Here is a 23,685-nt window from a genome sequence, read left to right as displayed (position 1 = left end):
ATTTTCTCCCTGTAAATTACCCTGCGATCAGCCATCCGCAGATCCTATGGATATGCCCTCTGCCAGAATATCCTTTCCAATATAAAATATGATCAGAGAAGGAATACAGCTGAACAGGGCAAATGCAAATGTTTTTCCTGCGCATCCCTCAGTCACATCCGGCAGATATACCGACAGTGGCAGTAATGATTTGTCCTTTAAAAATACCACCGGCTGCTCCACGATATTCCAGTACTCAAGAAATCCCAGTATCACCGCTGCAAGAATCCCTCGTTTTGCTATCGGAACCGCCATATAGATAAAGATCTTAAAGCCACCCGCTCCATCCAGTCTAGCAGCCTCTACCACCGAATCAGGAATCTGTTCAAATGCACTGTACATAATAAATATGGGAAATGAAGAGAAAACAAATGGCAGTATGACCGCCCAATGTGTATTTATCATATTCATCCTGTTCAACACCAGATACTGGGATAACATCGTCACCTGAAATGGCAGGATCATGCAGAACATATATAAGCCAAATATAATCTTCGACAGTCTGTTCCGGCTTCTGACAAGTCCCCATGCCGCAGGAACAGCAAACACAAGCTGTCCGATAAGTATAACGCCCACGATCTTCACAGAATTCCAGAAAAGCACATAGTATTCCGGCGTATCAAACAACAGCTCGATTATATTCTTAAATGTCGGATATAACGGAATGAAATGCCAGGAAGCATAACCGGCCCCCCCGCTTATAACAGGAGATGCGATCTGTCCAAGCTCCGATTCTCCCATAAATGCGCCACTGATCAGAAATACCAAAGGCAGAACAGACAATACCGCACCTGTGAGCACCAAAAACTTTATCAGCAAATGCACACCCTTTGAAACCCATCTCATCTGCACCCTTCCCCTCTTTCTTGTTGCTTTGGTCTTCTTAATAAGAATCTTCTGCGGATTTTTAACCTCATACCATACCAGTCTGTAAGACACACACACCTTATGATCAGGATCACGCCAAAGAACACCAGCGCTGTCAGAACCGCGCCTGCTGTCAGCTTACTGATCTCCAGCTTCTCAAACCAGTTATTAAAGATATGCTGAATCTGATATATCGTCATATCCGGATATCCCCCTGCCATAAGATACTGTTCACGGAAGATCTTCAGCGAATTTACAACCGACAGCATAGCCACGATAAAAAACGGTCTCTTGATATTTGGAAGGGTGATCTTCCAGATCTGTGTAAACCTGCCAGCTCCGTCAACTTTTGCCGCATCATATATCTCCACCGGAATTGCAGACAAACCAGACAGCCAGATCAACATGTTATATCCAATATTTTTAAATATAAATGTGCATACGAACAGCCAGAAAACTGCCCTGCCGGAAAAGAAGCTTACCGGTTCGCCAATTCCCCACCTGACGATCATATTATTCACCACGCCCTGATCATCAAATAATATACTCCATACTACAGTGAGGGAATTTGACGGAATCGCCATCGGGATAAGAAATACAAATTTTATAATATTACTTTTCATCCCATGAACCTCTATAGCCACTACCAGCGAGATAACGATCAGCAAAGGTACACTCACAAGTTCAAAATGCAGAGAGTTGCCTGCTGCCAGCCGGAATGCATCATTCTCCATGACCAGTGCATAATTTTGCAGACCAGCAAAGTTTTCTGTTCCCGATTTCTGAAACGATGATATAAATACATCCACAAGTGGTACGATCACGAAGACCATAATACCCACAAAACCCGGTATGATAAATTCAGACGTTCCGTTCATTCCTTTTCTATGTATTCTCATGATTATAAAACTCCTCCCTGACCACATCCATTTCTATTCTTTTAGATATACATTCAACGATTTATCAATTATGTTCAGGGTGTCCTCAAGGCTCACATTACCTTCCAGATAGTCCACTGCATTTTCCCTTATCATGCCCCGGATTCTTGCATCCGGATTTGAAGGTACACAGAGCCTGCTCAACTTATCTATATAATCTTCCAGATACTCATCCGTCCGCCAATATGTCCAGTTCAGATAATTATTTCCACCGACTTCAACAGCACCTCCCGGCGTTCCCATACTGAGTGCATCCTCATTCCATGCCCGCACACCATCCATATTTACCGGATTTCCACATTCTGTTCCATAATATTTTTTCTGTACCTCTGCGCTGAATAACGCTTTTACGAACGCAACCGCACTATCTCGGTTATCCTTTTTGCTGTTGACCGCAAGGATTGTATTTGGCACATATATCATTCCCTCATTCATGCCCCACGGTTCATAGTCATAATCACGGTTTGCCGTGTTATCCTCCATTCCAACCATGGAATCTTCCTTTATGCTGTAAAACAACCATGCCTCGCTCATCGTCTTCATATCCACAAATGCCAGCTTCCTGCCAGACCATTCCCGGTTAAATAGCGGGCTCATATATCCTGAATAATTGTCTTTTATATTTTCCTCATAAGCTCCGAACCTTGCAGTCCAGTCACTGATCTGATCCTGTGTCGTCCTTGCCATCTCTAAGTCGTATAAAAGTCTGAGATCCTCCAGAAATTTCTTTAGCATTTCTCTGTCATAATGTCCCTCCATATCAACGATCTCTGATGCATACACCGGATACAGAGTATCAAAATAAGATTCCCAATAGTAAAATGACAGATCATTTCCATCGGCTGGTTTGTCCTGACTGTTTATATAAGCCACAAGGGATTGAACATCGATGACATCCCTTATCTCAGTCTCCGGCCCGATAACTGCTGTAAATGTCTCCATGGCAGGTATGGCATATACTGAACCATCCTGATTCTCATATGTATAAAGTACATTCTTAAGGCAGGATGTATTCTCCTTCTGTATATCATCAAGAACCTGTGACAGATCCATAAGTACTCCTGTACTCTCATAGCTTTTTACATTCAATCCATCCATGATAATGACATCAGGTCCTTCTCCTGCAAGAAGCTGTGTATTTAAAGAACTTATGGCATCCTTTTCTGATATTCCATTTTGGTCATCCACGCCCCATATGTACTGAACCGTGATATCAGAATGATCACTTTCATACCATGTAATCAGATTTTCATAACCCTCTGTGTAATAAAGAGAATATACGGTAACAATTTTGCTGTCTGAAGCTTCTTTTGTGCTGTTATAAGCTGCATATGCATCGGATGATGAGTATACTACGATCCTCTTGTTGCCACTCTTATCCCCTGTGACAGCCACAAATGTATCCGAATCCTCCACGACAAAGTCATATCTTATATCAGCACTTTTGAATGTCGTAAGTCTTATCCCCAGTTTGTCGGAAAGCTTATATGCAAATAAACCCGTTCCCAGCATAATGTATATCTGGTCAGACTTTTCATCATACTTCATTATATTGCTGCAGCTAAGTGCATCTTTTCCTTTCTCAGAAGCTGCATCTTCAAGCCCTTCCGTCATGGCATCATCAAAAGACGTAATCGTTTCCAGCACATGACCATCCGATATGTCATAGGTCTCTATATCCCGCACTGTGAGAACAACCAGTTTATCACCAGCTACACAGATATCCGTATAGTCAGAATTTTCTATTTCATATTTCATATGTCCTTCCATGGAAAAGCATTGCAGCATCCCGTCCGAGCATCCAATGATATATCCATCAGCAATCAGTCTGATATTTTTTACATTTTCTTCTATATGATCTGCCAGTATCTGAACTGTATCATCAGGCGTTACCTTCACAATCTTGCCCGTTATATCTCTTTTATCATCCATTCTGCTGACTGCCAGATACAGGCACCCGGCTTCGTCCATATCTGCTGCCGTGATCATATCTGTTTCATCCATAACAGAATCAATCTTAAGTTCTTCCTGCCGGAAATCTCCATCCGGCTTTTTCCCTGTCAGCCTAATATAGCCCCCATTATCAGCTTCTCCAATGCATACATATTCATCTTGAACCTTGCCAAATTCACAGATCTGTGCCATATCCAGCTGTGCCATCTTGTACTCCGGCAAACCCGCCTCTGTCTCTGTGGATTCTGTTATCTTATGGTCTCCACAACCCCAGCATAACATCATGCCAATAATCATTATTAGATAAAAACCGATACGTTTCATGTCTGCCTCCCTTATTACAAATACTTTTACAATCATTTTCACTTTCGATATATCGATTGTAACACCATCGATCTGCACGATTGTCTAAAAAACATCTAAATTACATATATTACTTTTAAACCTCTGGAAAATGAATTACTATACTTATTGTATTAACGATACTTTATACCGTAATAGGGAAATGGAGATTTATATGAAACTGCTGCTCGTAGAAGATGATACAGATCTTGGAAAAGTACTAAAAAGACAAATGGAATCACATGGTATCACCGTATACTTGTGTACAACCGGAAAACAATGTACCGAACTAATATATTCAGGTGTTGATATCGATATAATTGTGCTTGACTGGATGCTGCCCGATATGTCAGGTCTTGATATTTTAAACCAACTATATTTTGACAAAATCTCAATTCCCATCATAATGCTCACCGCCCTCGGCACACTTGAAAACAAAACAGCAGCTTTTTCACTGGGTGCTGATGACTATATTGTTAAGCCATTTGAATTTGATGAATTACTGGCACGAATAAATGCTCTTTACCGCAGATCCCACCAGATCCATTCATTTGACTATTCTTATGGTGATATCAAGTATCTCATAGACAGCCGTACGATCCAATGTGGCGACCGGTCTGTCCAACTCACAAATCGGGAATCCCAGCTATTTGAGCTTCTGCTCAGATCAGCAGGAAAGCTCGTCAGCCATGATGAGATTATCGAAGCTATATGGGGGCTTAATTCCAATGTTGGAAATGGAAATATTCTGAATTATGTTTATTTTCTAAGGAACAGGCTGAAAACGGTTCACAGCCGAATTACGATAAAGGGAGTGTACGGAAGCGGTTATACTCTTGTATATGAAAAGGAGGAATCACCAAAATGATAGAACAGCTCAGGAAAAAACTCACTGTATTCCTATCCTCTGTCATAGCTGTGATCCTTGCAACCATGTCCGTATTGCTGTTTTATGCTGTCGTGCAGGAATATTCAAACAGCACATATGCTTCCTACTCTAAAGATACAAATCTGTTATATTCCTATCTGAACCAGACAAATATTATCGACATGAACATTCTTAATGAATACAACACAAAAAACTTTAATATCGATATATTGCGAAATGATAAAAAGGTCTTATCGACAGAGGCTTTCAAAGAAGGTGATGCCATCTTTCAGTCCGCATCGCCTTATATGCAGCCTAAGTATTGGGATGACTATTACAGTACCATAAACAACGGAGACAGCCACCGCCGATTTTATACTGTCCGATATGACCATACGACTTATTGGAACAGCTACAGCATTATAAATATAGGCGGCACTTACTATACCATACATACGGTATACAACAATGCTCTCATCTCCGCATACAAAATAAAGATGAGTATTCTGTTTTTGATCGTAACGGTGATCGCAATTACCCTGTTGTCTATTGTATCATATTTTTTCACGAAAAAGATTCTTATACCGGTAAATGAAGCCTATCAGAAACAGGATCTTTTTATTGCTGTGGCTTCGCATGAATTAAAAACTCCCCTTGCCATTATAAAATCCTGTCTCAACGGACTATCCGGCAATCATCTAAGTCCGGCTGACAAAGACTATTTATCCACGGCAGACAGAGAATGTAACCGAATAACAGATATAGTAAATAATCTTCTCACATTTGCAGACATAAAAAAATCCGACCGGGAAAACTTTAAAGATACCCAGCCGGAGGATATTATTATTGAATGTTATGATCGTTTCGAGCCTGTCGCGATTCAGAAGAATCTCGACCTTATTGCTTCTCTGCCAGATGACCCGCTTCCTCTTTGCTATATGGATAAGGACAGAATACTTCAATGCATCTCTATTCTGGTTGATAATGCGATATCCTGCACAACAAACGGTCATGTCTCCCTGTCTGTATCCATGCAGAATAAACGGCTATGCTATACCGTGGCAGATACGGGTCCGGGCATAAGTGATGAAGATAAACCGCACATATTTGAAACCTTCTATTCAAAGCGCAACAATCACAAAACACACTTTGGTCTGGGTCTCAGCATCGCAAAAAGCATAGCAGATCTTCATGGCGCTGAACTTACAGTATCAGACAACTCCCCTCAAGGAAGTATATTTTCACTGACCTGGAATTACAGCTTACCTCCATATACCGGGAAACCACCGCTCTTACCATAGCTTTCGATATGCTTGAAATGCTTCAGAAGTTCCATGTCTTCTGCGCTGATCTCAAAATCTACCTGTGCATTGCTCTCCATATGTGCCGGATTTGCTGTCTTTGGTAATGAGATCGTTCCAAGCTGTAAGGTATAACGGATACAGAGCTGTGGAACAGATACATTGTATTTTACAGCCATAGCTTCGATCTCCGGTTCATGAAGGATCTCACCATGACCGATCGGTGAATATGCCTCAACTGCGATTCCGTTCTTCTGGCAGTATTCTAACAGTTCCAGTGAAGGCTTCTTCGTAGGTCTTATGTTCAGCAACGACCTTTGATACAACAAACAGCTTATCACACTGAATACCGCAGGTTCTGATTCCTTCCCCTACGCCTTGCTCGTTGCCATATGCCTGTGCTGTATCAAAATGACGATAACCAAGCTTCACAGCCGCCTTAACTGCATCTGCCATGTCTCCATCGTCTATAAACCAGGTTCCAAGATCTAACTGTGGAATTTCTACACCATTTGCCAATGTTAAAGTATTTGTATACATATTGTCTCCTTGTTAAACTTTATGCTAGACATATTCTACAACTTAAAGTGAACTTAAGGTCAAGCGTTTTTATATATCTTTTTAGTAAAATGTAAAACTTAATTTCCGATTATAAGACTTAATTCCTGATTATAAAACTTAATTCCCGATTGAAAGATTTAATTCTTTATAAAAACAGATATTTCTCTACTTCGGTCAGGGAATCCAGAATGACATCCGACAGCTCCTGCATTTCTTCCGTGACCGGTGCAAGATCCGGCACCATGATCGGATGCAGTCCCGCTGCATGTGCAGAACGGATACCATTATAAGAATCCTCTATGGCGTATGCCTGCTCCGGCATCACATGGATCTGTCTGCATGCTTCCAGATAGATATCCGGCTCCGGTTTGCTCCGCTTTACCATATCTCCGCAAATAACTCGATCGAAATACGGAAGGATACCTGCATCCCGAAGCTCCTGTTCGACAACTGCTTTCCTGGTAGAAGATGCCAACGCAACCTTTCTTCCATTCTTTTTTAATGTCTGCAACAGACCGGTAACTCCCGGCTTCATCGGAAGCTTTCCTCCCGCCGCCTGTTCATGGAACAGTGCCGACATCTCCGCCTTATACTCATCATAAGGAAAATCTGCTCCATACACCCCAAGCATCAGTTCTTTTGTAGCATCCTTATTCAGTCCCAAACATTTGTGACAGGTGTCTTCTATGTTCTTGATTCCATATTTATCTGCAACGACCTGCCAACACTTTATGACCAGCAGCTCCGAGTCGAATATAACCCCATCCATATCAAATATAACCGCTTCAAATCGTTTCATCATTCTCACCAAACCTTTTCAATATTTTACTCATTCCAGTAATCTAATGTTTCCTGCTGCACAGTCTCAATCCCAAACAATTTCCACATAAAATCTTCCCTTTCATGATAAAGATTAACTATACAAATACATTCATCCTCTATACGATAAAATACATAATTATGAGAAATAAAAAGGAACCGATAATCTGTATCTACACCAAACATCTGTGAAACTGCCGGTCCCTTTTTTTCATTCGTGCCAAGATCCCTTATAGCATCTGTTATTTTCTTAACTATTTCTATTGCTTTGTCCGCCCCATAACTTTGTGTAATGGCTTTTTTTAATTCTCTCAACTTGTCTGCTACGTCCGGCGTATATTTTATTTTTTTCAATCACGCACCCCCAATTCTTTCTCAAGATCATCTGCATCAATCCAGCCTTCCGCATCCGCACGAGCTTCTGCACGTTTCAAATCAAGCATTACCATAACCAACGCCTGTTCCTTTAACGCCTCCTTACTGTTCGTAGTCACGATAAATGGCAAACCCTCGACATTCAAGGACTGTTGAATAAATGTATTAAAAGCATCTGTCAGTGTCATACCTGTTCTTGCATAAATATCTTCAACGGCTCTCTTTATCTCAGAATTCATTCTCACCTGAAAGGTCGAATCCTTTGGTGCCATTGCAACATTTAAATTTGTATTCATATCATACACCTCCTTTGTTTCAACATATCACAGCTTTTATCATCTGTCAATACATTGTCATTACAGATTAAGTTTTATAATACCCAATGTAAATTTTCCTGTAACACAACGAAAAAAAAGACAAATATGTAAATCCTACATACTTGTCTGTTTTTCATTCGATCGGCAACAGATAATTACTGCGCCTTTGCTGTTTTCTTCTTCTCTACTGCTTTCTTATTGTTCTTGCCATTCGCAGCATCCTTCTTCTTACCAAATCCGGTCTTGAAGTAGTACCACAATGGACCAGTTACACAGATAGAAGAATAAGCACCGATTACGACACCGGCCATCAGAGTAAATGCGAACTCTTTGATCGCTGCTACACCCATTACATATAATACGAAGATCGTAACAAATGTTGTTAAGGATGTATAGATATTTCTGGTGATCGTCTGATTAATACTTAAATTAACAATCTGCTTGTAATCTTTCTTTGTTCCTGCATTTGCGATATTCTCACGGATACGGTCGAATACGATGATCGTCGCATTGATCGAGTAACCGAAGATTGTCAGCATACATGCGATACAGGTATTACCAACGGATAACCGAAGTAAGATATACAGAACAAATACCATAGCTACATCATGGCAAAGGGCTAATACCGCACTTACACCAAACTTCACATCCTTGAAACGGATTACAATGTAGATCAGCATCAGAACGGCTGCAAGTGCTACAGAAAGGAATGCATCCCTTGTCATATCGCTGCTGGCTGAACCACTGATATTATCGGAATTTGTTACTGTCGCACCGAGCTTCTCGCTGAGTGCAGCTGTTACCTTTGTCAACTGAGAATCATCACCCTGAGTCGTAAGCTCTGTGGTCTTGAATACGATCTCATTTGTACCGGAAACAGTCTGAACAGAGATATCTGCCTCACTGATGCCTGCTGCCTCAGCGATAACAGGAACAATGTCCTTCTCTGCCTCAGATAATGAATATGCTTTGTCAAATTCTGCTGTGATTGATGTACCACCTGCAAAATCAATACTTAAATTCAATGCACTTCCCTTTGTCTTTGCAAAGATCGGCATAAAACAGAAGCCGATCACGATGACAAGAACAGAAGCGATAATACAATATTTACCACCCTTTACGAAGTTGACCTTGCCTGGCTCTTTTGCCTTGCCAAAGAACTTCACATCATTTACACCAAGTGTAACAAGTGCATTTAATACAAGCTGTGAAACAACAAGTGCTGTGAATACGGATAATACGATACCGATTGCCAGCGTGATCGCAAATCCCTTGATCGTACCGGTTCCGAAGATACCAAGCACAAGTGCTGCGATCAGGGTTGTCACGTTACCATCGATGATCGCTGATAACGCATTATGGAATCCGGCTTTTACAGACTGCTTAACAGAAGCACCTGTTGCCAGTTCTTCTTTAATACGTGTAAAGATAACGACGTTCGCATCGACCGCCATACCTACAGAAAGGATGATACCTGCAAGACCCGGAAGTGTCAATGTAACATTGAACAGGTTCATAACAAGTAAGATCATAAATGTATAAAGTGTCAATGATAATGATGCGATCAGACCCGGAATTCTGAATACGCAGATCATGATAATGAAGATACAGATAATACCAATGATACCTGCTTTGATCGTTGTTGATACTGCTTCTGAACCAAGAGTTGCTCCGACGATATTAGAACGTACCTGCTTCAGTGTCAGTGGCAATGCACCGATACGGATCGTAGTAGCAAGGCTGTCTGCCTCTTCATATGTTGAAATTCTGTTGATAACAGCGTTTCCGTCTGTAATTGCCTGCTGTACAGTTGGTGCACTTACAACTTCACCATCATATATGATATAGACGATCTTTCCTACATTTGCTGTTGTTACATCTGCAAACTTCTGAGCACCTGCTGTTGTGAATGACAACTGTACTACATTGTCATCACCGGTCTCTGTAGAATCAATCTTGGCATCTGCACCCTTAATATCATCACCGGTAAGAGCTGGAGTATAATCCTTGCCCTGTGACCATAATTCATAATTCTCAGGATCTAAGAACTCTAACTTACCTTCGATACTCAGGTCTTCCAGAATTGCATCTGCATCTGTTACACCCGGAATCTCGGCAGTGATCTTACCATTTCCCTCTGAATATACGTTATGCTCTGTTGTATGGGAATCAATACGTTTCTGCAGCTTATAGATCGTATCCTGAACATCTGCATCACTGTAATCCTCATCCTGAATCTCATAGGTTACACTTAAGCCACCCTTCAGATCAAGTCCAAGGCTGATATACTTTGCTTTTCCTCTGTCGCCTACACCAAACAATGCAACGTAGATGGAACCCGCAAGCACAAGCAGGAACAGGATCAATACCCATATGGCTTTTTTTCTTGCTTTCTTCATCTTATTTACCTTTGTCCTCCTTATTGATTTTCTTCTTCATCTGCTAATGCGGCTTTGATCATGATCGCACATTCGATACGCTTTTTCTGAAGTTCACATCCGATATCATACGCATCTAATATATTCCCATGGAATTTATATGAGTTCGCCGCACAGCCACCGCTACAATAGAATCTTGCAAAACAGTCCTTACACTTGTCCTTTGCATAGACATTGCAGAGCTTAAACTCATCAACAAGTTCCGGTTTCGTAATACCTTCATTTACATTTCCGATGCAGAACCCATCCTCACCGACAAACTGATGGCACGGATAAAGGTCGCCCCATGGTGTAACTGACAGATATTCTGTACCTGAACCACACCCCGACAGACGTTTGGCCACGCATGGTCCCCCTGTCAAATCTATCATAAAGTGGAAGAAATTGAAGCCCCTTCCTTCTTTATGTCTTTTGATCATCTCTTTTGCAAGGATATCATACTGATCTAACAGATACGGAATATCCTCTTCCTTTATCGCATAAGGCTCGTCCGGCAGAGATACAACCGGCTCAATGGAGATCTGGTCAAATCCAAGATCTGCCATGTGTAATACATCCTTTGAAAAATCCAGATTGTTATGCGTATAAGTGCCTCTTACATAATAACTCTTTCCGGCACGCTTCTTTGCAAATTCCTGGAACTTTGGAAGTAACAGATCATAGCTTCCCTTTCCATTTCTGGTCGGACGCATGTAATCATGAATCTCTTTTCTTCCGTCGATGGATAATACGACATTTGCCATCTCTTTATTGGCAAATTCCATTACCTCATCATTTAACAACACACCGTTTGTTGTCAGTGTGAAACGGAATTTCTTATTATGCTTCTCCTCCAGGCTTCTTCCATATCGAACGGTCTCTTTTACGACATCCCAGTTCATAAGTGGCTCACCGCCGAAGAAATCGACCTCAAGATTTACACGGTTACCGGAATTGGCAACGAGGAAATCCAGAGATTTCTTTGCTATGTCAAGTGGCATCAGACCTCTGTCACCCTTGTACTCACCTTCTCCTGCAAAACAATATCTGCATGCAAGATTACAGTCATGTGCAATATTGATACACAGAGCCTTTACCACTGTTTTTCTCTTTTTAAAATCAATGATATAATCTTTGAATATGTCTTCTGTAAATAGTGTTCCGTCTTCTACCAGGCCGGTTACCTCGTCATAGGCTTCCGATACTTCATCCTTATCATAGGATGGCAGCAATTCCATTACCTGCTCTTTTGTATGATTTTCGTAATTTGCAATAATATCATACACAAGGTCATCCACTACGTGAACAGACCCACTACATACATCGAGTACGATATTATATCCATTACTTTTGTACTGATGTACCATACAAATTCTCCCATCTTGTGAATTAATTTTTCTGACACGCAACGAAAGAGGACTGCCATTTGTTTGACGGTCCCCTTTGTGGTTGTCTGTCTACAATGATCTCTTACTTGTTCTCAGCATTCTCACAGCTCTGATTTCCGACTGTGCATGATGTCTTACAAGCTGACTGACATGATGTCTGGCATTCGCCGCATCCACCTTTAACCATTGTGTTCTTCATTGTTCTGTTTGTGAGTGTCTTTATTCTCTTCATAGGTACACTTCTCCTTTTTATGTCATATAGCGAAATTATAACACAACATGCTTTAAAGTCAAAGTATTTTTACGAAAAACTTGTCTCTAACCTAGCATTCCGCCAAGCATTCCGGCTGCGAGACACAGGATCACATTCGTTAATGTTCCTCCGGCAGAGATGTGGATCGTACCGTTCATAATGAAAGATACAATACCGATCACCAGCACATAGCACACTCCGAGCATCAATCCCCAGATATACTTTTGCTCCTTCACCATCTTGCCGGTAAGAAAACCGCCAAGGAACACAGAGATGCCATGAATGATGATAATACTCAGATGAATCGCCGTTTCACCCAGCCCCAGCTTGTACATGAGGAGTGCCGTTACAAGCAGCAGGATCGCTGTTATTATGTAAGATACCGCAAGTGCCTTTAACAGGCTGAAAATTTTCTGTCCTGTAATCATAGAAAAACCTCCTGACACTACTATATGCCGAAAGGTTTCCTTTCATTCCAGAGATCAGCCTCTATTCTGCTATATCGATCATTTTCAGATGTCATTTTCGAAGTCAAACTGCTTCATCAGTCTTCAAATAATTCCGTCAGTTCAAATATATCGTTGCTGATACGGTCTGCTTTCTTCTTTGTTTCCTCATCCGGCTGGATCAGATCGATCACCATAAGGGTATACAGTCCTGCATCGTGGGAGGCTGTCACACCATTAATGGAATCCTCTACTCCAACTGTCTCCTCCGGCTTCGTACCAAGCTTCTCACAGGCTTTCAGATAGATGTCCGGGTATGGTTTTCCACGCTCGATCTCATCCCCACAGATCACATCATCAAAATACGGAAGCAATCCGCTTCGAATCAGTTTATCCTCTGCCCGTTCCCGATCCGTCGAGGTTGCAACCGCCATCTTGATTCCTCTTGCCTTTAAAGTCTTTAGTGTCTCGATCACGCCATGCTTTAATTCAACGCCATGCTCATTCAGATATGCTTCGACCATATCCACTGTGCGTTGTCTGAATGCAAGATAGTCAAAATCTTCGCCCATTTTTTCTTTCATCACATGCGCATTTGTCTTCTTGGTTCCACCTGCCATCCGGTCACAGATCTTCGACATCTCATTCTCCGGGATACCGATGGACAATCCATTCTTCAACCAGCACATTCTGTATACCTTCTCGGAATCGATCAGGACTCCATCCATATCAAATGCTACCGCTCTTAATGCCATTTATGTCACCTCATTGAAAGACCACGCCTGTTTGGGCGTGGTCCCTTTCTTTCTATGTTTTAATTTACTGCTGTGCTTTCTTGCGCTTTCTGAGTATGATCCAGATTATGATTCCTGCAAGAATAAGAACTGCAAGAATGATCAGAATGATAACAACCGGTGAAAGCTTCTGTCTTAGCTGGAAGGAGAATACTTCTCCCGTCTCAGCATCAAAAGTTGATGATACGTTACCGGCCGCATCTGCTGCTGTTACCTTCACTTCATATTTTCCATAATCAGATACCTGGAAGTCATATGAATTTGTATCCTTATACAACGTTGGATCAATAGTCTTGCCATTGATCACAATCTCCGTGATCGTATCATCCGGGTCTTCCAGTCCGATCGACATTGTAAATGGATTTCTTACAACGCTCTTATCGTCCACACCACTTATAATGATTCGAGGTGCAGTTCCGTCATAGGTGAAATCAAATGTATTCGTAGTCTTATGTCCGACCTCATCTGTTACTTCAATCATCATCGTATGATATCCGTCTGTCAGATCGGAGAAATCAACGAAGTCGATTCCATCCAGCTTAACACTTGCTGTAAATACAGAAGTATCATTTACAGTCCAGAATGCATCATAGCCTTTATCCTTGATATCCGAGAAATCTTTGCTGTTCAGCAACAGATCTCCATTCTCATTTCTACGGGCTGCAAAGCCTTCCATCTTCTCTGTATTCTCAACCGATGGCGGGGTATTATCTACCGTGAACGCCATACTGTAATCCTTTGCCTTATTACCAATCGCATCCTGTGCTGAGATCTCAACTGTATAGACACCATCATCTTCAAACCGCTGGCTGCCTCTGCTGACCTCAGAACTGCTGCTGAAGTTCTTAAAGTAGCCGGATGATACATCTTTACCATCCTTATGAACGGTGATCGATACTTTATTTGTAGCAAAGAATGTCTCCTTTACTTCCAGATTCATATCTACATAGTCTTTTGAATCATCAGAAGCACCACCGACGATCTGGTATTCGCTTATATTTGACTTCTTGCTGTTTACTGCCGTTACAAATAACTCAGGCGCATTCTTATCTACCTTGAATGTCTTCGTTACGGCAGCCGCTGTATTGCCAACCATATCCTTTGCATTAAATGTGATCGTATATTCACCATCTTCTGTAAAGGAATATGTAGCTGTATGTGGATTACCACTTGAGAAATTGCCTGTATTCAGTGTAGCTATATTTGTTGTTCCTGCTCCGTCTGTCTTCTTTGTGATAGTTGCCGTAACATCTGTACTGCCAAGTGACGAACCATCATAAGAAAATGGGAATGCCTCATTTACGGAAAGAGTCGCTGTACAATCCGTTGTCTGAGAATCCGCAACACCTGTAATTGACAGAACCGGTGCGGTCTTATCGATTCGGAAGGTTACATTTTCTGCAATCTTCTTATTTCCGGCTTTATCCTCTGCAGATACGGAAATCTCATAATCACCTTCATCGGTAAATACAAGATCCGGATTTGCGGTAGTTGTCTTCCAGATTTCTTTTCTGTAATCCTTATTATATACAACTGCTCCGGAAGCATCCTTCCTTATCACATGTACGATGTATTCTTTTCCTTTATAATTATCTGCAATATTTACATTTAAGGCTACATTCCCATTGTTCAGCTTGCTTACGGTCGCTATACCGATCGTCGGAGCCGACTTATCAACAATGAAGCTAACCTTATCTTCCGCAAGGTTTCCGAATGCATCCTCTGCTTTAATCTTCAGGTTATAGATGCCTTCTGCATTTCTCTTAACCTCGAATGTACCATCTGTACCATTTAAGACAAATACATCATCCGCATCTCCGTTCACAGATTTATTCTTATCAGAAACTGTTATCTTATGCTTCTTTTCAAACTGCTCTTTTACATTGATCTTGAATCTTACGCCCTTGTTATAATATCCGTCATTCTCATCCGGATAAGGTGTGATCGTAATCTCCGGTGCTGTTCCATCCACTTTGAATTTGGATGCATTCTGATCATAGATCACTTCATTTCCGGCCTTATCTTTTCCGACCACTGTGAAATAATATGAACATGCCTTGCCATCCATCTCATCACAATTAGCGGTTGCCGTCAGCTCATTTGCACTGGTCTGCTTTACTTTAACGGTTTTCTTCTTATACTTTGTGCCATTGTAGTATTTATAATGCTGAATAACAGTGAAGTCATCCTTATCAAGTGCCTCATTATCTGTAATTGTGATCGCAACCTCTGTACCTGTCGACAAACCATCTTCCGGCACACCATCAATCTCTGCCTCCGGTCTTTCCTTGTCGATCGTGAACTGCATCTCGGTTACGGCATCTTCATTGCCTGCTCCGTCTACTGCAACGACAGTCCAGTCATAGAAGCCTGCCTTGCTTGCAGAGAATTCAAATGTCTTCTCACACAGATCGTCAAGTGTATATGCCTTGATCGCTTTCTTCTTATAATCAGAAGCCTTTGTTGCAAGATCATAGTCTTCTGTATTCAGAAGATATACAACCGTTCCAAGTGCAAATTGCTCTTTTACATTTGCTTTAAATGTAACCTTATCATTGTAATAATAATCTTTTTCCTCTGATACGATATCCGGTGTTACTGATATCTCCGGATTCATATCATCGTAATAGAAGGTCTTACTTGTCGTGCTTGAAACATTCCCTGAATTATCAGTTGTTTCCACATTGAAATAATATTTCATCGGCTTACCGTCAATAACCTCACAGGAATTAACAGTTGCCTTTGTTGTCTTAATATCTGTATTTTCCGAAAGAACAGTTAGCTGTCCCTTTGTACCGTCATAAGTTTCATAGTATTCAGTAATCTTTACCTTATCAGCGCTGATTCCATAATCATCTTTTACATTGATCGTGATCGGATGTTTTGAATCATTTCTGTATATTCCATTGTCAGGAATACCGGTAAAGCTGATATCTGCAGGCTTTCCGTCGATCACAAAATGACAGGTCGCTGTATTCACATTTCCGACTTCATCATATGCGTATACTGTCACTTCATACGTGCCGGCTTCACTATATGTAAATGCTGCAGATGCATTCTTACTTGCTGTTACCTGCTGTTCCTGCTCAGCAACTGCCTTTCCATCGCAGATTGCTTCCGCGTTAAATGATGTAATGAAATGGTTATCCTCCGCTGATGCACTTACCGTAACCGCCGAACCATTCCAGTAGCTCTTAAGATTCAGGCTTCCGTCATCTGCCATATTGGCGATCGCAACGCTATCCGGATTGATGCTGTCGATCTCAAACCGATATGGAATACCTTCATCAGAGGTATCCTTTGATATACCGTTTCCAGCCATATCATCGATATAGAATGTGATCGTATATGGTTGATTCTCCTGAATACCTGCTGTCAATTCAAACGTCTGCTCTAATTCTTTTTTCGGATCCGTCGATAAGTTTTCAGACACGATCTCCTGTCCGTGCTTATCTGTAATCTTATAACTCCTGATTGCAATGCTGTCCTTTGCAGCTATCTTGATCTTAGGAACTGTAGTTTTTGAATAATAATATACATTATCGATACCGGCTTCATAGTCTACAAATTCCATCGTTGTAACAGATGGAGCACTCTTATCGTACGCGATCGTACAGCTCTTTTCTGTTGTATTTGCATCATTCTCAAGATCTATATAATGATGCTTTGTCTTGATATTGAAAGAATAGACTCCTTCTTTTTGTAATGTATAAATAAGAGTAAGGGTTGTATTTATACCGGAACTATTCTTCGCAATCGTCGGTGTGATCTGTTCACCTGTAGTACCTGTTACATCCGAATCCCTTCTTACCACATTACTGATCACATCGTTCTGATCAAGATCAAGTCCTGTAACCTTGTATGTTACTGTAACGTTATTGCCACCTGTATATACAAGATCAGAGAGATCTAACGGTGTACCATCCGCATTTGCCGTAATTTCGTCCGTAAGTGTTTCATTATTTACGATAACCGTAAACTTCTGTGCAGCTTCATTTCCGGCTTTATCTGTGACAGTCACAACGACATCATATACGCCTGCATCTGCAAGTGTCAGAGTGTTGTCTGCCGCTAATGCTTTCTCACTTCCGTTTACTGTAACCTTTGTACTTGCTACGCCACTTCCTGTTCCGACATCGCTTCCCGGATCTGTAGCTGTAACAGTCAATGTCTCTCCTGTTGCCCCGCTTACTACATATTTCTCATCCTGTGCTACAGCTGCATTCTTAACTGCACTCGTTACTGTTACTACAGGCTTTGTTGCATCCAGATTAAATGTGACATTTTTGATGCTGTCCAGTTCCATACGATTCGTTACTGCATAAGAGATTGTATGTACACCATCTTCCAAATCTACTGTATCACTATCCCAATCTGTATATGTATAAGTATATTTATTTCCATTTGCGGATACTTCTATATTCCTATCAAACGGTGTGCCATCAAATGTTGCTACAACAAAGTCAATCGGTGAATGATTTTCTTCTGTCTTTACATTCTTAACTGCAAGTCTGCTATACCATCTATCAGAATTATAGCTGTATGAACCAAGGCTTGTAGATGCGGATACTGATGTTCCCTGATATGCGTTTACAACACCACTTACGAAATCCGGTTCATCATCATCGATAAATACGATCGCACCGTTTTCGTCAAATGTATATGTAGAGACTTCTGTATAGTCTGAATCGCATACACTGATCGCAACTTTATAATCTTCTCCGGTTGCTGAAGACTTCGGAATCGATACACTTGCTTTATAGAAGCCTGCATCTACATCCTCTGTCATATCTGCTTTCTGCCATTCTCCCCATACAGCACCATTTGCCAGTCTGTATTTCAGGGTCAGCGGCATAAGGCTTCCATCTACTGTCTCCTTTGCAGAGACAGTTACTTTGATCGAAGCATCTACCTTATTCAGAAGTTCCTGAATCTTGTCTCCAACCTTCTTTACCGTTGTATTCTCACTTGCTGTTACATCTGTAATCTGAACTGTCGTTGGATAAAGGATCTTTACAGCCGATACACCGGACTCTCCGCCGCGGTTTGTAACCGTGAATTCATAAGTTCCGGCTTCATTAACTGTTAATGCATAATTACCATCGTCATCTGCATCTATGATCGTCTCTGCACCACCATCCACAGTATAAGCTACCTTTGTGATATCAGCAGGGTCTTCTGATTCCTGACGGATATATGTATCATCTGTACCATCAGCAATCGCCAGCTTAATATTGACAGATGATCCCGGTTTTGCATAATAATAACCTGTTTTAGCGATCAGCTCATCGCTCTCTGTTACAGACGCCTGAATCGTCGGAACCGGTACTGCCGGAACCGGATCATTACCTTCATCACTATATACGGCAACGATACCGGCAAAGTCATATATACCCTCTTCCTTCGTTGTCTTATATACAGCGAACCGGTATTCATCATCCACCGTTTCAACCTTTACTTTTTTGATCTTGGACGCTTTCTTTGGTGCATCCTTCTCATCTGCATCACAGGAAGTTGCTACCTTCTGATCCTTATTAGCATCGTCAGCATCGAGTGCTTCCATCAGATAGTCACCCTTAAATGTAACTGCCGACTCTAACGGAACCGTAACCTCGATCTCCTTAACACTGTCAATCTTAACGCTTCCGTCTTTTGCTTCTTTATACTTTACTTTCTTTGGAATATAATCTTCCAGATCAATGACCTCTTTTGAGAACTCATCTTTCGCCGCTATTCCAAATCTGTTATCTATCGCCACCAGTGACAACAGCATAACAGCCGTCATGACCAACGCGATCAATCGATGCAAATACTTATTCTTTTTCATATTGGTCATTCCCTCCTTATATTGATTCATCTGTATGTACTACGACGATATCTGTTACTATCTTGAAACCTGCACGATCCTTTACTTCCGGCTTCGTTCCATGAACCGCCTCATTTAAAAGAACGTTCGTTGCTTCTTCATCCGATGTCAGAACATTAGTTGCTTCCTCATCATCCGCCGCTGTCAGAATATCGGTTGCTCCTTCTGCATCATCTTCCATCGTCAGAACATCGGTTGCTCCCTCCATATCATCTTCCATCGTCAGAACATCGGTTGCTCCCTCTGTATCATCTTCCATCGTCAGAACATCGGTTGCTTCATCTGCATCATCTTCCGGTGTCAATACGTCAGTTGCCTCATCGTAATCTACATCCGCCGATAATATATCGGTTTCTCTCTCGTAATCATCCGGTTCTGTTAAGATATCTGTCTCTTTCTCGTAATCATCCGGTCCCTGTAAGATATCTGTCTCACGCTCGAACTCATCCATCCGGCTCTGCTGTTCTTTCTTAAGCTCATTGACTGCCTTTTGATACCGTTCATTACCTTTCTTTTCCAGTTCTTCTGAACGGGAGGTCTTCCGTTTGATATCTCTTACCTCGATCTTTCCGGTACTATCCTTAGACTTGATCGCGTCCTTCTTGGAAGCACCGCTTCCCTGAACACTCTCATATCCCTTTTCCCGGATCTCCCTGATCTGCTTTCTCGCGGTACTTCCGGACAGATCACCGATCACCTTTGGTATATCTAACTTTACAAACAAAATAACTGCAACAACCGCAAATACAACTGCAAGAGCTATGCCACCGAATAACATTATATTGCATATAGTTTCATTCATTGTTATCACCCTCACTCTCACTTAGCAGCTGCTGTGCCATCAATTACTCCGGCAATTGCAGAATTCACGATTAACGAGTTCCATTCATTGTTACCACGATTTGCAAGTATATTAATCTTCTTACCTGCATTGTAAACTGCCTGTACCTTGGATATTCCTTCACTTCTCCACTTCTTTGGATTAGATCCGTATTCTCCCGAATATCTGTCGTACAGATAATTCAGATGACTTACATATATGTCTGCCGCAAAATCCTCTGTACCCATGCTGTCTTCTGCCGTCTTATATATCTTTTCAGCTGAATCATAATAATCTTTCTTACCGCTAGAAACTGCAAGTGCTATATATGTCTCAGCTTCTTCCTTCATATATTTGACATAAGATTTCTTTGTATTGTCAGAAATATTCTTGTCTGTAATATCGATACTTGCAAGATAACGATTCAATGCGTCAACTGCTTTCAGATAGAAGGATTCCCTCTGATCATCAGTTGTTGCATTTTCTGCTTCATAGGAATATACCGAATACAGGATCCTTGCGTACTGTGCTGTATAATACTTTACGTTTCGATCCTCAGGGAACGCATTTGATAATGCTGTACTGTTCTCGTCCAGCTTCTCATTTGCTTCCTGCAACAGGGCGATCGTCCGTTGTGGCATATCGTCTGCTTCACTTCCAAGATTATCAACATATATTGAAGCGATATTCAGATAATTCACATATTTACTTGTATTGGTATCTTCCAGATTGCTGCTATTATATTCTTCAAAATTAAACAGGTTCTCTTGGCTGTTCGCAAAGTTGGAATTCTTCTTGATCTTATTCTCACAGATAGCGGAATAATAAGATGCCTGTGCAGCTTCATCCGGGAAGTTCTCTTTATCGTTTACCTGATTAAAATACTGCATTGCAGCTTTGTAATCCTGAATTTCATTGTAATAAAGGATTGCTACCTCATAAACAACATCATCCTGAACCTTATCAATATACTTGGTTACATACCGCACACCAAGCTTCGCTCCACTGTCCATGCCTTCGGATGATGTCTTCTCAGCATCTTGTGTGGCATCGTAATAATAAGCATATGTATCTAACAAACCAAGATATGCATCTGAAGATGTCTCATCCAATGCGATCGCATCTTTATAGATTTTGATTGCATTATTTACATCATTATCCTGTAATGCATTCTCTGCCTCTAAGATCTTATTGCTGTAATTCTGTTCCTTGATCTCATTCTTCTTCACGCCGCCGATCACTGCACATGCAACAGATGCCAATGACAATCCACCCATCGTACAAAACATGATCAGTTTCTTCTTTGCCTTTGCCCGGTACTCATTATCCAATTCATTGTAATGATCCAGCGCATACAGCAACTCTGAACAGGACTGATATCTGTCATTTGGATTTGGCTGACAACATTTGATAATGATCTGCTCAAGTCCTGATGAAAGCATCGGATTCCACTGTCTGATCGGCTTGATCTCATACGGCGGTTCACATGGATTCTTTCCGGTTACCAAATGATATAATGTCGCACCCAGATTATAAATATCTGTTCTTGCATCTGTATTATAGATACCATGTCCCTGTGCATCACCGAACTGTTCCGGTGCAGCATAACCTCTTGTTCCAAGGGCTGTCGTATCTGCATTATTCTCTATTACATATTCCTTTGCTGTTCCGAAATCAATCAATTTTACAGATCCATCCGGCTTTAACATAACATTGGATGGTTTCATATCTCTGTAAATAATAGGTGGATTCATAGAATGCAGGTAATCAAGTGCACTGGCAAGTGCGCGTCCCCACTCAATTACATCCGACTGCTCCTGCGCTCCCTCTGCCTTCAGGACTTCATTCAAAGGTTTTCCCTCAACAAAATCCATGATTACATAAATCGTTCCATTTTCATTTATGATGTCAACGATTCGCGGCAAAACCGGATGATCTACATTTTTAAGAATATTTGCCTCTCGTTCAAGACCCTTTAACAGAGTCTCAACGCTTTTGGAACCATCATTTTTGATCTCCTTAACCGCCCACTGTTTATTCAGTCGATTATCCATCGCCAGATAAACAATTGACATTCCACCCTGACCAACTTTTTTCAGTATTTCGTATTTTCCATCTAATACTGTACCTAATTCTGTCATCTTATCTCCCCACTACTCTGTCTTAATTAACAATACCGTGATATTATCAGTTTCCTTTCTGTACTTATCCAGTTCTGTAAGGAAAGCGCAACCCTCACGCATGGCATTTTCATCCAGCACCGCTTTCGGTCCGATACGATCCAGCATCTCATTCTCTGATATCTTATGTCGGAATCCGTCTGAGCATAACATGTAGCAGGCATTTTCTTCGATATATCCTCTGATAAAATCAGGCTCTACCACAGGTGATGCACCGATACACTGTAATAAAATACTTCTTCTGCTGTCCTTCTCTGCCTGCTCCGGTGTCAGTCTTCCGGCAGCAACCTCACGCGCTACAAGCGTCTGATCCTTCGTAAGCTGTGTGACCTCTGTTGTTAATTCATATACACGACTGTCTCCTACATGGATAATGTAGTAATGTTCTCCATACATCAACATTGCAGACAGAGTGGTACCGATCATGATCCCCTGTGCTTCTCCGTATGCTTTTAATTTCTCATTTTCATTAATTGCTATCATATCCCACTGTTGTTTCAATATGGAAGCATTAAATGTTCCGGAAAGCACCAGTTCCGGAAAATCCTTCTCGAACCAGTCGCAGTATGCACATATCACTTCTTTACTGGCAAGCTCGCCTTTTGCAAGTCCTCCCATACCATCACAGATAATTGCAAATACCGCAGATCCCTTCGGCGTCTCTGCAATCTTAATTGCCAGAGAATCCTGATTATTTTTCTTTTTTATTCCTACGTCTGTGTAATACGCTGCTTTATACTTCATACTTCTCTCCTGCTCTGTTGTCCCCACGCTTATCTTATATGATATACAAATTCTTCATCTCCCAATGAAACCTTTGCATTGTTTGTTAAAAATACATTTTCCTGCCCTGCTATATTTTTTCCGTTTACATATGTACCATTGGTTGACTGATTGTCTTTAATATAGCTGACACCATTCTTTCTCTCGATAATACAATGGATTCTGCTGACATCTGAATTATCGGTTACAGTATAGTCTGCCTTTGTTGCCGATCTTCCGATTGCAAATTCCGGCTTATTTATATAGATTTTTTCATTTGTTGCTGTTCTTAACAGATAAGGCACCGGTGCCTGTGGCTTCGGCGCATCTGTCTTCTGTTCCGGCATCGGTGGTACCGGTGCTGCCTCCGGCTTCTTCT

At 41.3% G+C, this 23,685-nt stretch carries 20 protein-coding genes; 2 read left to right on the top strand and 18 right to left on the bottom strand.

Annotated features, from left to right (window positions below):
• Positions 1 to 27: 27 nt before the first annotated feature.
• Genes DWW43_RS06565 through DWW43_RS06555 form a run of 3 tightly spaced genes read right to left on the bottom strand, consistent with a single transcriptional unit; the run spans position 28 to position 4,121 of the window.
• Positions 28 to 885, bottom strand: coding sequence for a carbohydrate ABC transporter permease (locus tag DWW43_RS06565; protein WP_119963081.1), 858 nt, complete (start codon positions 883 to 885; stop codon positions 28 to 30).
• Complete coding sequence (locus DWW43_RS06560; protein ID WP_165853031.1) at positions 882 to 1,805, bottom strand: sugar ABC transporter permease; 924 nt, start codon at positions 1,803 to 1,805, stop codon at positions 882 to 884. The genes DWW43_RS06565 and DWW43_RS06560 overlap by 4 nt, the downstream gene beginning before the upstream one ends.
• Before the next feature lie 33 nt (positions 1,806 to 1,838).
• Positions 1,839 to 4,121: an ABC transporter substrate-binding protein gene (locus tag DWW43_RS06555; RefSeq protein WP_165853030.1), complete on the bottom strand. Its 2,283-nt coding sequence runs from the start codon at positions 4,119 to 4,121 to the stop codon at positions 1,839 to 1,841.
• A 193-nt stretch (positions 4,122 to 4,314) separates the two neighbouring features.
• On the opposite strand from DWW43_RS06555, the gene DWW43_RS06550 reads away from it, so the two are divergent.
• Together DWW43_RS06550 and DWW43_RS06545 are read left to right on the top strand one after the other, a co-directional pair.
• On the top strand, positions 4,315 to 5,007 hold the full coding sequence (locus tag DWW43_RS06550) for a response regulator transcription factor (protein ID WP_165853029.1): 693 nt from the start codon (positions 4,315 to 4,317) through the stop codon (positions 5,005 to 5,007).
• On the top strand, positions 5,004 to 6,308 hold the full coding sequence (locus tag DWW43_RS06545; RefSeq protein WP_119963077.1) for a HAMP domain-containing sensor histidine kinase: 1,305 nt from the start codon (positions 5,004 to 5,006) through the stop codon (positions 6,306 to 6,308). Before DWW43_RS06550 ends, DWW43_RS06545 begins: the two co-directional genes overlap by 4 nt.
• Here DWW43_RS06545 and DWW43_RS12450 read toward each other — a convergent pair.
• The 15 genes from DWW43_RS12450 to DWW43_RS12180 all read right to left on the bottom strand — a co-directional run.
• Positions 6,263 to 6,619: an aldo/keto reductase gene (locus tag DWW43_RS12450; RefSeq protein ID WP_347475255.1), complete on the bottom strand. Its 357-nt coding sequence runs from the start codon at positions 6,617 to 6,619 to the stop codon at positions 6,263 to 6,265. The genes DWW43_RS06545 and DWW43_RS12450 overlap by 46 nt on opposite strands.
• Positions 6,543 to 6,848: an aldo/keto reductase gene (locus DWW43_RS12445; RefSeq protein WP_347475254.1), complete on the bottom strand. Its 306-nt coding sequence runs from the start codon at positions 6,846 to 6,848 to the stop codon at positions 6,543 to 6,545. Before DWW43_RS12445 ends, DWW43_RS12450 begins: the two co-directional genes overlap by 77 nt.
• A 166-nt stretch (positions 6,849 to 7,014) precedes the next feature.
• On the bottom strand, positions 7,015 to 7,671 hold the full coding sequence (locus DWW43_RS06535) for an HAD family phosphatase (RefSeq protein ID WP_347475253.1): 657 nt from the start codon (positions 7,669 to 7,671) through the stop codon (positions 7,015 to 7,017).
• 23 nt (positions 7,672 to 7,694) lie between these two features.
• Complete coding sequence (locus DWW43_RS06530; protein ID WP_119963076.1) at positions 7,695 to 8,042, bottom strand: type II toxin-antitoxin system RelE/ParE family toxin; 348 nt, start codon at positions 8,040 to 8,042, stop codon at positions 7,695 to 7,697.
• The gene (locus DWW43_RS06525) at positions 8,039 to 8,359 is read right to left on the bottom strand and encodes a type II toxin-antitoxin system RelB/DinJ family antitoxin (protein ID WP_119963075.1); all 321 of its coding nucleotides are present in this window, start codon (positions 8,357 to 8,359) and stop codon (positions 8,039 to 8,041) included. Before DWW43_RS06525 ends, DWW43_RS06530 begins: the two co-directional genes overlap by 4 nt.
• A gap of 176 nt (positions 8,360 to 8,535) precedes the next feature.
• On the bottom strand, positions 8,536 to 10,779 hold the full coding sequence (gene secD / locus DWW43_RS06520) for a protein translocase subunit SecD (RefSeq protein WP_119963074.1): 2,244 nt from the start codon (positions 10,777 to 10,779) through the stop codon (positions 8,536 to 8,538).
• Positions 10,780 to 10,799: 20 nt separating this feature from the next.
• Positions 10,800 to 12,164, bottom strand: a complete 1,365-nt coding sequence (gene scfB, locus DWW43_RS06515) for a thioether cross-link-forming SCIFF peptide maturase (RefSeq protein WP_008401633.1) — start codon at positions 12,162 to 12,164, stop codon at positions 10,800 to 10,802.
• Positions 12,165 to 12,267: 103 nt separating this feature from the next.
• Positions 12,268 to 12,417: a six-cysteine ranthipeptide SCIFF gene (gene scfA, locus DWW43_RS06510; protein ID WP_008401634.1), complete on the bottom strand. Its 150-nt coding sequence runs from the start codon at positions 12,415 to 12,417 to the stop codon at positions 12,268 to 12,270.
• An 86-nt stretch (positions 12,418 to 12,503) separates the two neighbouring features.
• Positions 12,504 to 12,866, bottom strand: a complete 363-nt coding sequence (locus DWW43_RS06505) for a TIGR04086 family membrane protein (protein ID WP_008401635.1) — start codon at positions 12,864 to 12,866, stop codon at positions 12,504 to 12,506.
• A gap of 116 nt (positions 12,867 to 12,982) precedes the next feature.
• On the bottom strand, positions 12,983 to 13,639 hold the full coding sequence (locus DWW43_RS06500) for an HAD family phosphatase (protein WP_008401636.1): 657 nt from the start codon (positions 13,637 to 13,639) through the stop codon (positions 12,983 to 12,985).
• Between the two features lie 64 nt (positions 13,640 to 13,703).
• Positions 13,704 to 19,505, bottom strand: a complete 5,802-nt coding sequence (locus DWW43_RS06495; protein WP_165853028.1) for an Ig-like domain-containing protein — start codon at positions 19,503 to 19,505, stop codon at positions 13,704 to 13,706.
• A gap of 16 nt (positions 19,506 to 19,521) precedes the next feature.
• Positions 19,522 to 20,346, bottom strand: a complete 825-nt coding sequence (locus tag DWW43_RS06490) for a hypothetical protein (protein ID WP_119963072.1) — start codon at positions 20,344 to 20,346, stop codon at positions 19,522 to 19,524.
• A gap of 17 nt (positions 20,347 to 20,363) precedes the next feature.
• Entirely contained in the window at positions 20,364 to 22,505 is a 2,142-nt protein-coding gene (locus DWW43_RS06485; RefSeq protein WP_008401639.1) for a serine/threonine-protein kinase, read from the bottom strand.
• A gap of 12 nt (positions 22,506 to 22,517) precedes the next feature.
• A complete protein-coding gene (locus DWW43_RS06480) occupies positions 22,518 to 23,288 on the bottom strand; it encodes a PP2C family serine/threonine-protein phosphatase (protein ID WP_165853027.1) in 771 nt (256 codons plus the stop codon).
• A 29-nt stretch (positions 23,289 to 23,317) separates the two neighbouring features.
• Positions 23,318 to 23,685: FHA domain-containing protein (locus tag DWW43_RS12180; RefSeq protein WP_207666004.1), on the bottom strand; the 368-nt coding region annotated here is incomplete at its 5' end.

The organism is Clostridium sp. AF15-41 (assembly GCF_003604095.1).
In the GTDB taxonomy this organism is placed as follows: domain Bacteria; phylum Bacillota; class Clostridia; order Lachnospirales; family Lachnospiraceae; genus Coprococcus.
This window is presented reverse-complemented; position numbering and strand designations above follow the sequence as displayed.